We start from the raw sequence: 13,564 nt of genomic DNA on the forward strand, positions 1-13,564 counted from the left end.
CATGACCGACCTCAAAACTGTTCTCAGCGAAGCGGTCGCCACCGCCTTCGCTGCCGAAGGCGTGGATGCTGCGCTGGCCCGTGTGACCCCTTCGGACCGCCCCGACCTTGCCGACTTCCAATCCAACGGCGCGCTGGCCGCTGCCAAGGCGCTGAAGGCCAATCCGCGCGAGCTGGCCGCCAAGGTCGCCGCGCATCTGGAAGGCCATCCGGCCCTGTCCTCGATCGAGATCGCCGGTCCCGGCTTCATCAATATGAAGCTGTCGGATGCCGCCCTGTCGCAACGTGCGGGCGAAGTCGCTGCTGACACCGACAAGGCCGGTGCCGCCAGTGTGGCCGATGCCCGCAAGGTCGTGATCGACTTTGGCGGTCCCAACGTGGCCAAGCCGATGCACGTCGGCCACCTGCGTTCCTCTATCATCGGTGAAAGCCTGAAGCGCATCTTCCGCTTCCGTGGCGACGACGTGATCGGCGATGCCCACTTTGGCGACTGGGGTTTCCAGATGGGCCTGCTCATCACCGCTTGCGGTGACGAGGGTCTGGCCCCCGAGTTCATGGTCGAGGGCGATGGCCCCTTCCCGTCTGAATCGCCGGTATCGCTGGCCGATCTCGAACGCCTTTATCCGCAAGCTGCGGGCAAGGCCAAGGAAGACCCCGCCTTCCGCGACCGCGCCCGTAAAGCCACCGCCGAACTGCAAGGCGGCCGTCCCGGCTATCGCGCCCTGTGGCAGCATTTCGTGGCTGTCAGCCGCACGGCCCTGACGCGCGAATTCTCGGCGCTGGATGTGACCTTTGACCTGTGGAACGGCGAATCCGACGCCGATCCGGTCATGGAAGAAATGATCGCCGACCTGAAGGCCAAGAACCTGCTGGTCGAAGATGCGGGCGCACAAGTCGTCCACGTCGCGCGCGAAGGCGAAACCCGCAAGAAGAAGCTGGATGACGGTTCGGTCGTGCAGGTGCCTTCGCCGCCGCCGTTGCTGGTCATCTCGTCGGAAGGTTCTGCCATGTATGGCACGACCGACCTTGCCACCATTCTGGACCGCAAGAAGTCGATTGCGCCGGACCTGATCCTCTACGTCGTGGACGAGCGTCAGGCCGAGCATTTCGAGCAGGTTTTCCGCGCCTCTTACCTTGCCGGTTACGCGCCCGAGAAGTCGCTGGAGCACCTCGGCTTCGGCACCATGAACGGCACGGACGGCAAGCCGTTCAAGACCCGCGCAGGCGGCGTTTTGAAACTGCACGACCTGATCACAATGACCACCGACAAGGCGCGCGAGCGTCTGAAGGATGCGAAACTGGGTGAGGACCTGACCGAGGCCGAGTTCGAGGAGATCGCGCACAAGGTGGCCATCGCTGCCCTGAAATTCGCCGACCTGTCGAACGCGCGCACCACGTCCTATGTCTTTGACCTCGACCGCTTCACCAGCTTCGAGGGCAAGACCGGCCCTTACCTGCTGTATCAGGCTGTGCGTATCAAATCCCTGCTGCGCAAGGCCGCCGATCAGGGGGCAGAGGCTGGCGAAATTGTAATCGCCGAGCAGGCCGAGCGCGATCTGGCCCTGACGCTGGATGCTTTCAGCACTGCCGTGTCGGATGCCTATGACAAGCGTATGCCGCACCTTGTGGCCGAGCATGCCTATCGCGTGGCGCAGAGCTTCTCGAAGTTTTACGCTGCCTGCCCTGTGCTGGCCCAAGGCCATGAGGCCACCCGCGGTTCGCGCCTTGCCCTGTCGGCTGCCGCGCTACTGCAACTGGAAACCGCGCTGACCCTGCTGGGCATCCAGACGCCCGAACGCATGTAAGCGGATCGGTTAGCCGCATAAATCAAAAAGGGCCGGACGAGGTGATCGTCCGGCCCTTTTTCGTTCTTCTCTCGTCATCCTCAGGCGTTTCGCAAAAACGACCGGGGGCCCCAGTGGCACCGTAAGGTAATCTTTGCAGTAGCCGTTACACCCGCCTTTTGGCTGCTACGCGCCGCCCTTCTGGTCGCTACGCGCGCCGCTGGATCCCCCGATCTGCGCCGCAAGGGCGGCTTGCGGAGGACGACGGTGAAAGTAGTTGGGACACAACGAAAGAAAGGCCGGACGCTGGGTTATCGTCCGGCCTTTTTGTTTGCCCTTACGGCTTTGCGTAGTCTCGTAAAGGATAAGGTATTGCCGCTATTCCTGCGGCGGTTGTTTCTGTTTCTGGCCGAAAGCATCCTGAACCTCGTCTTGCTTGATACGCGCCTCGGGTTGGCCGCGCTGGTTCAGGTTTTGCTCTTCGGTGCCATCGCCAAGCATACCCGGATGCAGATCGGGCTGCGGCTTTTTGGGGTCTGATTCTGTCATCGGCGTCTCCTCATTTGCCCGTCCCAACAACAGTAAAACCCCTGGTCTGTTGTCGGGGTTCCGAACCACTCGTTCACAAGTTTGCGTCACAGCCCGCCAATAGATTGAAGCGCAGGCTTGGGTTATAGTCAGGGATGACCGATACCCTCCCCCCTGTTTCCAATATCGAAGCTTTCATCGCGGGCCTGCCCAAGGCCGAACTGCACCTGCACATCGAAGGCAGTCTGGAGCCCGAGCTGATGTTCGAACTGGCCCAGCGCAACAATGTCGCCATCCCCTATGACACTGTTGAAGCCGTGCGCGCCGCTTACGACTTCTCGAACCTTCAGGACTTTCTCGACATCTATTATGCGGGCGCAAATGTGCTGCTGACCGCACGCGATTTCGAAGACCTGACCTTTGCCTATTTCACGCGCATCGCCGCCGACAATGTGCGCCATGCCGAGATCTTCTTTGACCCGCAAACCCACACCGATCGCGGTGTGCCGTTTGAAACGGTTGTCGAGGGCATCATCGCCGGTATGACCCGCGCCGAAAGCGAACTGGGTGTGACCTCGGGCTTGATCCTCAGCTTCCTGCGCCACCTGCCGGAAGAGGCGGCGTTTGCGACGCTGGAAATGGCCAAGCCGTATCTGGACCGTTTCATCGGTGTCGGCCTCGACAGCTCCGAAATGGGCCACCCGCCGTCCAAGTTCGAGCGCGTCTTTGCGGCGTGCCGTGAGCTGGGCCTGAAAATCTGCGCCCATGCCGGTGAGGAAGGCCCGCCGGAATATGTGCATGAAGCACTGGACCTGCTGAAGATCGACCGCATGGATCACGGCAACCGTGCCATGGAAGACGAGGCTCTGGTCGCGCGTCTGGCCGCCGAACAGATGACCCTGACCGTCTGCCCGCTGTCGAACCTGAAGCTGTGCGTGGTCAAGGACCTAAAGGATCACCCGATCCCGAACATGCTGAAGAAGGGTCTGCACGTCACCCTGAACTCGGACGACCCGTCCTATTTCGGTGGCTATGTGAACGACAACTATATCCAGCTGGCCAAGGCCGTGGGCCTGACCCGCGAGCAGATCATCCAGATGGCGCGTAACTCGTTCGAGGGCAGCTTCCTGTCGGACGAGAAGAAGGCGCAGTATCTGGCCGAGATCGACGCCTACGTCGCGGCAAACTGATTAGCGAAAGCCCCGCCCGAAACGGCGGGGCTTTTTGTTGCAATGTCCCCCTCTCCTTCGTCACCCTCCGGCTTGACCGGAGGGCCCAGCGGCACCGAAGGTGATACCAAGGACATCTACGTGCCCTCCTCTTTCGCGCTCACGCGCGCCGCTGGGTTCCCCGATCAAGTCGGGGAATGACGGTGGAGTGTGACTCCACACGCTACAATGTTCCTGTTATGTTCACATCATGGAACCCCCGCTACCCAATCCTGATCCGGCTCAACTGCGCTGGCTGTTCATTGACCTGAACGCCTTTTTTGCCAGTGCCGAGCAGCAGTTGAACCCGCAATGGCGGGGCAAGCCGGTGATTGTGCGCCCTGCCCCCAGTGAATATTCGGGAGCGATTGCCGCAAGCTATGAAAGCCGCCCATACGGTATCCGCACCGGAACGCGGGTGTCGGAGGCGCGCAAACTGTGCCCCGACCTGATCGTCGCCGAGGCGCGGCCGGATGTGTATGTGAAGCTGCACAAACAGATCATGGCCGAGATCAATCTGCATATTCCGGTCTTCAAGGTCGGCTCGATTGACGAATGTTCGTGCGAGCTTCAGGGACCGGAGCGGATCGAGGCCAATGCCGTGGCCCTAGCGCGGCGTATTCAGGACGGCATCAAGAAGAATGTCGGGGAATGTCTGAGGTCGTCGGTGGGGCTGGCTCCGTCGCGGTTTCTGGCCAAGACGGCGTGCGGGATGCAAAAGCCCGACGGTCTGACCATCCTGCGGATGCATGAATTGCCCGCGCCCCTGCTGCATCTGCCGCTTGGCGACTTTCCCGGTATTGGCAGCCGGATGCAGCAGAGGCTGGCGGCGGCGGGCATTCACGACACGCAAGGACTGTGGGACATGAGCCCCAAACAGGCCCGCGCCGTCTGGAACAGTGTCGAGGGCGAGCGTATCTGGCGCGGCCTGCATGGTTTGCATACCGAACTGCCGCCCGAACAGGCCCCGGCCTCTATCGGGCACAGCCATGTGCTGGCCGCCGAGATGCGAACGCCGGAAAAGACCCGCGCCGTCGCCCGTCGTCTGCTGGTCAAGTGCGGGGCGCGGTTGCGGCGTATGGGGGTGACCGGAGGCGTGCTGGGTCTGCATATCGAGATGGAGGCTGCCGACCGCTATGAGCGCCGTCGCGGCGAGCGGGTGGCGGTGCAATGCCATCTGGACCCGACACAGGACACTTTTGCCCTGCTGGCAGCGCTGGATGGCTTGTGGCGTCAGGCCGCGCCGGTCCTGAAACGCGGGCGGCCCAATACGGTAGGGGTCAATATTCTCAACCTGAAACCGCGTGCCGCGTTCGAGGCCGACCTGTTCAGCGACGGGCCGGACATGAATGGCAATGCGCCATCCCTGCGGCTGTCACAGGCGATGGATGCACTCAACAAACGCTATGGCAAGGACACGATCAGCATCGGTCCCAATGCCGGACTACCCGCCTATATCGGGGCCAAGATCGCCTTTAACCGCATTCCGGACGAAGAGGATTTCTGGGAGTGAAGGCCGGAGCCACTTCAACATTTTCTAGAAAATAACGTCCTCATTTCACGGAGCCTATTTGTTCAATTTCCATTCATCGAACATGGCTTTTATAGGCCTATCTCAAGGCGTTGGGCCTTAATGAACGGGAATAGAATGTCGTCTCGAATGATCCGCACGGCCGTATGTGCCGCCGCCCTTGCCGCCATGGTGGCCAGCCCTTCGCTGGCGCAGGAAATCGGCGCACAGCCAACCTTTGCCGACCTGACGCTGGAGGCTGGTTTCGAACCTGATCCTCAGCGTATCGAAGTGACGGCAGGGGGCAATATTGACGCCGAGCGCACCTCGGGTGCTGAATGCGTGGGCATGATCGCCAGCGCACCAGATATCCGCCTGACCTACAGCCCCGACGAACTGCCGTTACATATCAAGGTCAGCAGCAAGGAAGACACCACCCTGGTGATCAATGATCCCAACGGGAACTGGTTCTGTGACGATGACAGCGGCGGCGGTGAAAACCCGATGGTCAGCTTCGACGATCCCCAAGAGGGCGTCTATGAAATCTGGGTCGGCACCTATGAGGACGAGCCGGTTCCGGCCATCGTCGAGATTACCGAACTGGACGACTAAGCCCTGAATACCGCTCCGGTTGGCCCACGCCCGCCGGAGCGAAACAGGTGTCAGAGGCGGGTAACGCCCAGTGCCGCAAAGCTATCGCGGGCGGCCTGTGCCGTGTCTTGGGCGATGGCGCGGCAGGCGTCTTCGATGACGACGGCGTCAAAGCCTTCGCGCACGGCGTCTTCGGCGCTGTAGCGGACGCAATAGTCATAGGCGAGGCCGCAGATGAATACGCGCTTGATGCCGAGGCCGCGCAGCAGGCCCGACAGGCCCGTCGAGGTCTGGTGGTCGTTCTCGAAAAAGGCGGAATAGCTATCCACCGCAGGGTTTGCGCCCTTGCGGATGATGGCGGCGGCCCGCTGGATGGCGGGGGCGACAGCGGGGTGGAAATCTGCGCCCGACGTGCCCTGCACACAGTGGTCGGGCCACAGCATTTGCGGGCCGTAGGCGACCTCGATCTGGGTGAACGGTGCCGCGCCTTCATGGTTGGAGGCAAAGCTGATCTGGTCGGGCGTATGCCAGTCCTGAGACACGATGACGGTTTTGAAGCGGGCCGTGATCGCATTCAGCAAAGGCATGATCCCCGCCCCGCCCTCGACCGCCAAGGCCCCGCCTTCGCAGAAGTCATTCTGCGGATCGACGATAATTAGGGCGTCGGTATCGAGAACATCAAAGGCGGGGATATTCATGAGCTTAGACCCCGCAGGTATCGGCGATGATGTCAATTTCGTTGGCGGAGCCGAGGATGACGGGGACGCGCTGGTGCAGTTCGGTTGGGCTGACGTCGAGGATGGCGGCGCGGCCATCGGTGGTGGACTTGCCACCGGCCTGCTCGACGAGGAAGGACATGGGGTTGCCTTCGTACATCAGGCGCAGCTTGCCCGGCTTGTTCGGCTCGCGCTTGTCCCACGGATAGAGGAAGACGCCGCCGCGCATCATGATGCGGTGGACGTCGGCCACCATGGCGGCGACCCAGCGCATGTTGAAATTCTTGCCGCGACCGCCTTCGACGCCTTGCAGGCAACCGACGACATAGGTCTGTACGCCCTCGGCCCAGTGGCGCTGGTTCGACATGTTGATGGCGAACTCTTTGGTGTCGGCAGAAATCTTGATGTCGGGGTGGGTCAACAACCATTGCCCGTCCAGCGACAGGGTGAAACCGGCCACGCCCGAACCCGTCGTCAGCACCAGCATGGTCTGGCCGCCATACAGCACATAGCCCGCTGCCAGTTGCTTGCGACCGTCCTGAAGGAAGGACGCGTCGGTGATGTCGCCCTCTGGGGCGGCCAGAACCGAGAAGATGGTGCCAACGGGGGCGTTGATGTCGATATTGTTGGAACCATCGAGCGGGTCGAACAGCACCAGGAACTTGCCGCCCGAATGCGGGGCTGGCTGGCAGTTGTCCATTTCCTCGGAGGCCACACCGGCCACCAGCGGAGATGCCAGAAGCCGATCGGTCAGGATGTCGTTGGAGATGACATCGAGTTTTTTCTGCTCTTCGTCCTGCACGTTCACACTGCCCGATGCGCCAAGGGCACCAGCCAGCGCCCCGCCCGACACGACTTTGCGGATATCCACACAGGCCGAGGCCACCAGAGCCAGCAGTTCGGACAGGCCTTTCGGCAATGCGGCATCGTCAAGATGAGAGACAAGGTCGATGCGGGTATCGGTCATTTTGGCGGGCATCCAGCAAACGGCAAACAGATTACGCCCTCAATGACGCCTCAAAACCGTTCCGACAAGTCCGGTGCCGCTTGACTTCGAACGGGAGTCGATGGCTTAGGACAATTGATCTCGCGGGAGAGATCGGGAGACGGGCAACCATCTTCCGGAGCCGAAGGCGCAACCGCCCCGGAAACGCTCAGGCAAAAGGACCGCGAGACATACGGAACGCTGGAAAGTCGTTTGAGGGTCATGAGGGGTCCGAGAGCGCGCCGAAGGAGCAAGGTCACCTCGTCCCCCGTGGTGATTGGAATCTCTCAGGCATCAGGGACAGCGGGGGCGCGGACGGCAAGGCCTTTGCCGTGATAACGCGACTCCGGAGTGCGCCTTTATGAGCGACGAGATCCTGAAAACCACCCCGCTTAACGCGGCCCACCGTGCGCTGGGAGCGCGTATGGTCGGTTTCGGCGGCTATGACATGCCTGTGCAATATGAAGGCGTGCTGGCCGAGCACAAATGGACCCGCGAACACGCCGGTCTGTTCGATGTCTCGCACATGGGTCAGGCCAAGATCACCGGCAAGGACGCTATCGAACAGTTCGAGCGTTTCGTTCCGGGCGACTACAAGATCGTCAAGGACCATAAGCAGAAGTACACACACCTGCTGAACGACAATGGCGGCATCATGGATGACCTGATGGCGGGCAAGCCCGACCATGACGGTCTGTATGTCGTCGTCAATGCCGGTAACAAAGACGCCGACTTTGCCTATCTGAACGCCAATCTGGCGGGCGATGCCAAGCTGGAAATCCTCGAAGACCGCGCGCTGATGGCGCTGCAGGGACCGGAAGCCGTGGCTGTGCTGTCGGCATTCGAGCCAGCTGTCGCCGAGATGGCCTTTATGGACATCAACTGGCTGAACATTTTCGGCGTCAACTGCATCATTTCGCGCTCGGGCTATACGGGCGAGGACGGTTTTGAAATCTCGGTGCCGAATGCCGATGCCGAGCGTATCTGGAACACCATTCTGGGTGACGAGCGCGTCAAGCCGATCGGTCTGGGCGCACGCGACAGCTTGCGCCTGGAAGCCGGTCTGCCGCTGCACGGTCACGACATGGACGCCACCACCACGCCGGTCGAAACCGATCTGGCCTTTGTCCTGTCCAAGTCGCGTAAGGAAGCTGCCGACTTCCCGGGTGCCGAGCGCATCCTGAAGGAACTGGCCGAAGGTCCGAGCCGCAAGCGCGTCAACCTGATCGTCAAGGAAGGCGCGCCGGCCCGCGAAGGCGCAGAGATCGCCGATGCGGACGGCAACATCATCGGCGTGGTCACCTCGGGTGGCCCCTCGCCTTCGACCGGCAACAAGATCGCCATCGGCTTTGTGCCGCCGGCCTTTACCGAAATCGGGACCGAGCTTCAGGTGCTGGTCCGTGGTCGCCCTGCAAGCGCCACGGTCGTCGCCTCGCCGTTCGTGCCCACCCGCTATTATCGCAAACCCAAGGCTTGAGAGGGATCAGCCATGAAATTCACCACAGATCACGAGTGGGTATCGCTGGACGGCGATATCGCCACTGTCGGCATTTCGGCCCACGCTGCCGAAGCCCTCGGCGACGTTGTGTTCGTTGAAACCCCGCAGGTCGGCAAGACCTTCACCAAGGGTGACAGCTTCGCCGTTGTGGAATCGGTCAAGGCCGCATCCGACGTTTACGCTCCGGTCTCGGGCGAAGTGGTCGAGGCCAACGAAGCCCTCGCCGATGCACCGGAAACCGTGAACGCCTCGCCGGAAGGCGAAGGCTGGTTCGCCAAGATCAAGGTCTCGGATGCTTCGCAACTGGACGGCCTGATGGACAAGGCGGCTTACGACGCCTTCCTCGCGACCCTCTAAGACTTTCGCCCGCTTCGGCCCTGCCGGAGCGGGCTTGCTTTTACCCCTTCCCACTAGTCCGGCCCCAAGCCGGATGGATCGGACCTGACCATGCGTTACCTCCCTCTGACCGCCGATGATCGCGAGGCCATGCTGGCCGCGATCGGCGCCAAGTCGATCGATGACCTGTTTGTGGATGTGCCGGAAAGCGCACGCCTCAAAGCCCCTGTGGACCTGCCGCGCGTTGCGGGCGAGCTGGAGGTCGAACGCGCCCTGTCCGCCATGGCCGCCAAGAACGCCACCGCAGGTTCGGTGCCGTTCTTCTGTGGTGCCGGTGCCTATAAGCACCACGTTCCGGCGACCGTGGACCATGTGATCCAGCGTTCGGAATTCCTGACCTCGTACACCCCGTACCAGCCGGAAATCGCGCAAGGTACGCTGCAATACCTGTACGAGTTCCAGACGCAGGTGGCGAACCTGACGGGTATGCCGGTTGCCAACGCCTCGCTGTATGACGGTTCGACCGCCATGGCCGAGGGCGTGCTGATGGCCACCCGCGTGACCCGCCGCAACAAGGCTGTGATCTCGGGCGGTGTGCACCCGCACTATGTCAAGGCAACCGAGACTGTGGTTCACGCCATGGGCGTTGAAACGCAGGTTCTGGCCCCTGCCGTCGATGCCGAAGCCGATGTGATCGCCCAGATCGGCCCTGACACCGCTTGCGTCGTCGTACAGACCCCGAACGTGTTCGGCACCGCCACCGACGTCACCAAGATCGCCGAGGCCGCACAGGCCCACGGTGCGCTGCTGATCGTCGTCGTCACCGAAGCTGTCTCGATGGGCCTGCTCAAGTCGCCCGGCGAAATGGGTGCCGACATCGTGGCTGGCGAAGGCCAGTCGATCGGTAACGCCCTGAATTATGGCGGTCCTTACATCGGTCTGTTCGCCACCCGCGAAAAGCTGCTGCGCCAGACGCCGGGCCGCTATTGCGGTGAAACCGTCGATGCCGATGGCCGTCGCGGCTTTGTTCTGACGCTTTCAACCCGCGAACAGCATATCCGCCGCGACAAGGCGACCTCGAACATCTGCACCAACTCCGGTCTGTGCTGCCTCGCCTTCTCGATCCATATGAGCCTGCTGGGCGAGACGGGTCTGCGCCAACTGGCCCTGCTGAACCACGAAAAGGCTCTGGCTACCCGTGATGCACTGGCCGCTATCGATGGCGTCGAGGTTCTTACCCCGCGCTTCTTCAACGAGTTCGCCATCAAGCTGCCGAAGAACGCCACCGATGTGGTCGAGCAACTGGCTGCACAAGGCATTCTGGCCGGTGTGCCATACAGCCGTCTGGCCCCCGAAGCCGGTCTGGACGATGTCCTGCTGGTCGCCGCAACCGAAACCACGCTGGACGCCGACATCAAGATTTTGGCGGGTGCGCTCGCCAAGGTTCTGGCAGCTTAAGGGGAGATTGAGAACATGAGCACGATGAACACTGTCGGCCGTCCGACCACCCCGAACGCCCTGCCGGACAATGACTACAAGCACCCGACCCTGACCGGTGCGCGTGGCCTGTTGCAGGACGAACCGCTGATCTTCGAAGGCGAAGGCTGGGGCAAGACCGGTGTAGATCTGGCCAAGCCGTCGATTGACGGTTCGGACCTCGGTGATCTGGTCCGTCGCGACCCGATCGGCCTGCCCGGCCTGTCGGAGCCGGAAGCCATGCGCCACTATGTGCGCCTGAGCCAGAAGAACCACGCCATCGATCTGGCCATCTATCCGCTGGGTTCGTGCACGATGAAGCACAACCCGCGCCTGAACGAGAAGATGGCCCGTCTGGCCGGTTTCTCGGACATCCACCCGCTGCAACCGCAATCGACGGTCCAAGGCGCGCTGGAGCTGATGGATACGCTGTCGCACTGGCTGACCACCCTGACGGGCATGCCGGCGGTGGCTCTGTCGCCCAAGGCAGGCGCGCACGGTGAACTGTGCGGCCTGATGGCTATCCGCGCCGCCCACGAAGCCAAGGGCGAGCACGAGCAGCGCCGCAAGGTGCTGGTCCCGACCTCGGCCCACGGCACCAACCCTGCGACCGCCGCCTTCGTTGGCTACACCGTCGTTGAGGTCGCCCAGACCGAAGACGGCCGCGTCGACGTGGCCGATCTGGCCTCCAAGCTGGGTCCGGACGTTGCGGCCATCATGGTCACCAACCCGAACACCTGCGGCCTGTTCGAACGCGACATCATGGAAATCAGCCGCCTGACCCACGAGGCCGGTGCCTATTTCTATTGTGACGGCGCGAACTTCAACGCCATCGTCGGTCGCGTGCGTCCGGGCGATCTGGGCGTGGATGCCATGCACATCAACCTGCACAAGACCTTCTCGACGCCGCACGGCGGCGGCGGTCCGGGCGCAGGTCCGGTTGTCCTTTCCGAAGCGCTGGCTCCGTTCGCACCGGCCCCTTGGGTCGTGAACACCGGTGAGGGCTACAAACTGGTCGAGCGTGAAGAGGACGAGGCCGAGCAGGCCTTTGGCCGTCTGTGCGCCTTCCAGGGCCAGATGGGCATGTATGTGCGCGCCCTATCCTACATGATGTCCCACGGCTCTGACGGTCTGCGTCAGGTCGCCGAGGACGCTGTGCTGAACGCCAACTATATCAAGGCCCGTCTGGAAGACCTGATGAGCCCCGCCTTCCCGGACGGTCCGTGCATGCACGAAGCCCTGTTCGACGATGAATGGCTGAAGGGTACGGACATCACCACGCTCGACTTCGCCAAGGCGATGATCGACGAGGGCTTCCACCCGATGACCATGTATTTCCCGCTGGTGGTACACGGCGCGATGCTGATCGAGCCGACCGAGACGGAATCCAAGGCCGAGCTGGACCGCTTTATCCACGCCATGCGTCTGTTGGCTGAAGCCGCGAAAGCCGGTGACGTTGACCGCTTCAAGGGCGCACCGTTCCACGCCCCGATGCGCCGTCTGGACGAGACCAAGGCTGCCCGCGCGCCCAAGCTGCGCTGGGTCAAGCCAGAAGGCTCCAATCAGGCCGCCTAAGCCGGTTGGCAAGCCCTGACTAAAGCAACGCCGTGTCTTTCGGGACACGGCGTTTTCTTTTGTAGGCTCATGACACCTTGTTCATCTAGCAGTCATTGTTCGGCCACCAATCTAGTTTGGTATTGAGTGTCGTTTTAGTTCTCCCCGATTTTTGCCTTTAGACGTTTCCTGATTCCTCCCGAAAAGACTGCTGCGCCCGTGACTCTGGCCCTGACCTCCCTGCCGCAACCTTCGCGCCGTCCGGCGTCGAAGAACCGCATGCGCCGTCTGGCCATGATGACGCTGGGTGTGTTCATTATCCTGATCGGGATCATCATCTCGCCCCTGCCGGGTCCGGGCGGTATTCCGGTCATCACGCTGGGTCTGATCCTGGTGCTGCGCCACTCCTATTGGGCCAAGCGCCAGTTCATCAAGGCACAGCGGGCCAAGCCGAAATGGGTTTACCCGTTCCGCCGCCTGATGCGTAAAAACCCCGAGATCGCGCCTGTCTTCTGGCAACAGGCCCTGCGTGTCGAAAAACTGGTGGTGCGCTCCAAGCGTCACCGCGCCCTGCCCAGTATGCGCCGCCGTATCCGCTGCATGTACCGTCGGGCCATGCGTAAACGCACACGCGGTCTGCGCACCCGTAAACGTCACTTCTAAGCCGTTCTGCACCCTGTCCAGCCGTCAACGCCCGTTGCGGTCGTGAGCCGTTGCGCCTTATGGCCAAGGCACGCACGGTAAAGTGAACAGTGTTTTTCGACATTCGCTCGAAAAAGGCCTACTCTGTTTTTGCGTAGTCTCGGTGTGTTGGCGTTGGGAGGCGCTAAACTAATGATGTCACGCGTAAAAAACGGCATGATTGCCGGTGTAGCGGCAACTATAGTCGTCTCGGTCCTTGAGGCCGTGAATATGTTCGCTCTCAAGATGTTCCCCGCTTTTCCGCTGATCGTCGCCAAGATGTTCGGCATGACCGGCAATGTTGCCGCCGGTTGGGCGCTGCACATCTTCATGGGTATCGTGATCCTGGGGGCGGCCTTCGGGCTGGTCTATGATCGCCTGCCGACCAAGGTGCCTATGGCCAAGGGCATAACCTTTGCCGTGGGTGCATGGGTGGTTCTGATGATCTATGTCATCATGATTGTCCCCGGTCAGCGTATCCTGCCATCCGGCGGTTTCGATATCATCGCCTGGATGCTGGCCACCCACGCTGTCTATGGCGCAGTACTGGGCGCAACCTACAACCGCCTCTTGCAACGTGACAAACACCACGTTCATCCGGTGGGGGCAGCCCCCGCCCACTAAAACCGCTTTAGGCTGAAACGAAAAAAAGGCCCCGCGAAATGCGGGGCCTTTTGACGTTCTGGACCTTGTGGCCA

Annotated in this window: 13 protein-coding genes and 1 riboswitch; of the genes, 10 read left to right on the forward strand and 3 right to left on the reverse strand. The window is 61.8% G+C overall.

Going from position 1 to position 13,564, the window contains the following annotated elements:
• Window position 1 precedes the first annotated feature (1 nt).
• A complete protein-coding gene (gene argS, locus WEU32_RS11990; protein WP_406852042.1) occupies window positions 2-1,804 on the forward strand; it encodes an arginine--tRNA ligase in 1,803 nt (600 codons plus the stop codon).
• 357 nt (window positions 1,805-2,161) lie between these two features.
• Here argS and WEU32_RS11995 read toward each other — a convergent pair whose 3' ends face one another.
• Entirely contained in the window at window positions 2,162-2,332 is a 171-nt protein-coding gene (locus WEU32_RS11995) for a hypothetical protein (RefSeq protein WP_406852043.1), read from the reverse strand.
• 134 nt (window positions 2,333-2,466) lie between these two features.
• On the opposite strand from WEU32_RS11995, the gene WEU32_RS12000 reads away from it, so the two are divergent.
• The 3 genes from WEU32_RS12000 to WEU32_RS12010 all read left to right on the forward strand — a co-directional run bounded on the left by WEU32_RS12000 (window position 2,467) and on the right by WEU32_RS12010 (window position 5,641).
• The gene (locus WEU32_RS12000; RefSeq protein WP_406852044.1) at window positions 2,467-3,501 is read left to right on the forward strand and encodes an adenosine deaminase; all 1,035 of its coding nucleotides are present in this window, start codon (window positions 2,467-2,469) and stop codon (window positions 3,499-3,501) included.
• Window positions 3,502-3,730: 229 nt separating this feature from the next.
• The gene (locus WEU32_RS12005; RefSeq protein ID WP_406852045.1) at window positions 3,731-5,032 is read left to right on the forward strand and encodes a type VI secretion protein ImpB; all 1,302 of its coding nucleotides are present in this window, start codon (window positions 3,731-3,733) and stop codon (window positions 5,030-5,032) included.
• 147 nt (window positions 5,033-5,179) lie between these two features.
• On the forward strand, window positions 5,180-5,641 hold the full coding sequence (locus tag WEU32_RS12010; protein WP_406852046.1) for a peptidase S1: 462 nt from the start codon (window positions 5,180-5,182) through the stop codon (window positions 5,639-5,641).
• 50 nt (window positions 5,642-5,691) lie between these two features.
• On the opposite strand, the gene pncA is transcribed toward WEU32_RS12010, so the two are convergent.
• The gene (gene pncA, locus WEU32_RS12015) at window positions 5,692-6,318 is read right to left on the reverse strand and encodes a bifunctional nicotinamidase/pyrazinamidase (RefSeq protein WP_406852047.1); all 627 of its coding nucleotides are present in this window, start codon (window positions 6,316-6,318) and stop codon (window positions 5,692-5,694) included.
• 4 nt (window positions 6,319-6,322) lie between these two features.
• Window positions 6,323-7,303, reverse strand: a complete 981-nt coding sequence (locus tag WEU32_RS12020; protein ID WP_406852048.1) for a class 1 fructose-bisphosphatase — start codon at window positions 7,301-7,303, stop codon at window positions 6,323-6,325.
• A 113-nt stretch (window positions 7,304-7,416) separates the two neighbouring features.
• Window positions 7,417-7,516, forward strand: a riboswitch (glycine riboswitch).
• Window positions 7,517-7,682: 166 nt separating this feature from the next.
• Here WEU32_RS12020 and gcvT point away from each other — a divergent pair.
• From gcvT to WEU32_RS12050, 6 genes are all read left to right on the forward strand, one after another.
• Window positions 7,683-8,798: a glycine cleavage system aminomethyltransferase GcvT gene (gcvT, locus tag WEU32_RS12025; protein ID WP_406852049.1), complete on the forward strand. Its 1,116-nt coding sequence runs from the start codon at window positions 7,683-7,685 to the stop codon at window positions 8,796-8,798.
• A 12-nt stretch (window positions 8,799-8,810) separates the two neighbouring features.
• A complete protein-coding gene (gcvH, locus tag WEU32_RS12030; RefSeq protein ID WP_312135727.1) occupies window positions 8,811-9,176 on the forward strand; it encodes a glycine cleavage system protein GcvH in 366 nt (121 codons plus the stop codon).
• 90 nt (window positions 9,177-9,266) lie between these two features.
• Window positions 9,267-10,613, forward strand: a complete 1,347-nt coding sequence (gcvPA, locus tag WEU32_RS12035) for an aminomethyl-transferring glycine dehydrogenase subunit GcvPA (RefSeq protein ID WP_406852050.1) — start codon at window positions 9,267-9,269, stop codon at window positions 10,611-10,613.
• Between the two features lie 15 nt (window positions 10,614-10,628).
• The gene (gene gcvPB / locus WEU32_RS12040) at window positions 10,629-12,206 is read left to right on the forward strand and encodes an aminomethyl-transferring glycine dehydrogenase subunit GcvPB (protein ID WP_406852051.1); all 1,578 of its coding nucleotides are present in this window, start codon (window positions 10,629-10,631) and stop codon (window positions 12,204-12,206) included.
• Between the two features lie 198 nt (window positions 12,207-12,404).
• Window positions 12,405-12,848, forward strand: a complete 444-nt coding sequence (locus WEU32_RS12045; RefSeq protein ID WP_406852052.1) for a PGPGW domain-containing protein — start codon at window positions 12,405-12,407, stop codon at window positions 12,846-12,848.
• 171 nt (window positions 12,849-13,019) lie between these two features.
• Window positions 13,020-13,490 carry a DUF6789 family protein gene (locus WEU32_RS12050; protein ID WP_312135718.1) on the forward strand — a complete coding sequence of 157 codons (471 nt, stop codon included), beginning with the start codon at window positions 13,020-13,022 and terminating at the stop codon, window positions 13,488-13,490.
• Window positions 13,491-13,564: the final 74 nt, after the last annotated feature.

The sequence above is a fragment of the Brevundimonas sp. BH3 genome, assembly GCF_045345115.1.
Taxonomy (GTDB): Bacteria; Pseudomonadota; Alphaproteobacteria; order Caulobacterales; family Caulobacteraceae; genus Brevundimonas.

Excerpts from the sequence above, each read along its gene's own strand:
- argS (WP_406852042.1), top strand. The coding sequence starts at position 2 with ATGACCGACCTCAAAACTGTTCTCAGCGAAGCGGTCGCCACCGCCTTC.
- WEU32_RS11995 (WP_406852043.1), bottom strand. The coding sequence starts at position 2,332 with ATGACAGAATCAGACCCCAAAAAGCCGCAGCCCGATCTGCATCCGGGT.
- WEU32_RS12000 (WP_406852044.1), top strand. The coding sequence starts at position 2,467 with ATGACCGATACCCTCCCCCCTGTTTCCAATATCGAAGCTTTCATCGCG.
- WEU32_RS12005 (WP_406852045.1), top strand. The coding sequence starts at position 3,731 with ATGGAACCCCCGCTACCCAATCCTGATCCGGCTCAACTGCGCTGGCTG.
- WEU32_RS12010 (WP_406852046.1), top strand. The coding sequence starts at position 5,180 with ATGATCCGCACGGCCGTATGTGCCGCCGCCCTTGCCGCCATGGTGGCC.
- pncA (WP_406852047.1), bottom strand. The coding sequence starts at position 6,318 with ATGAATATCCCCGCCTTTGATGTTCTCGATACCGACGCCCTAATTATC.
- WEU32_RS12020 (WP_406852048.1), bottom strand. The coding sequence starts at position 7,303 with ATGACCGATACCCGCATCGACCTTGTCTCTCATCTTGACGATGCCGCA.
- gcvT (WP_406852049.1), top strand. The coding sequence starts at position 7,683 with ATGAGCGACGAGATCCTGAAAACCACCCCGCTTAACGCGGCCCACCGT.
- gcvH (WP_312135727.1), top strand. The coding sequence starts at position 8,811 with ATGAAATTCACCACAGATCACGAGTGGGTATCGCTGGACGGCGATATC.
- gcvPA (WP_406852050.1), top strand. The coding sequence starts at position 9,267 with ATGCGTTACCTCCCTCTGACCGCCGATGATCGCGAGGCCATGCTGGCC.
- gcvPB (WP_406852051.1), top strand. The coding sequence starts at position 10,629 with ATGAGCACGATGAACACTGTCGGCCGTCCGACCACCCCGAACGCCCTG.
- WEU32_RS12050 (WP_312135718.1), top strand. The coding sequence starts at position 13,020 with ATGATGTCACGCGTAAAAAACGGCATGATTGCCGGTGTAGCGGCAACT.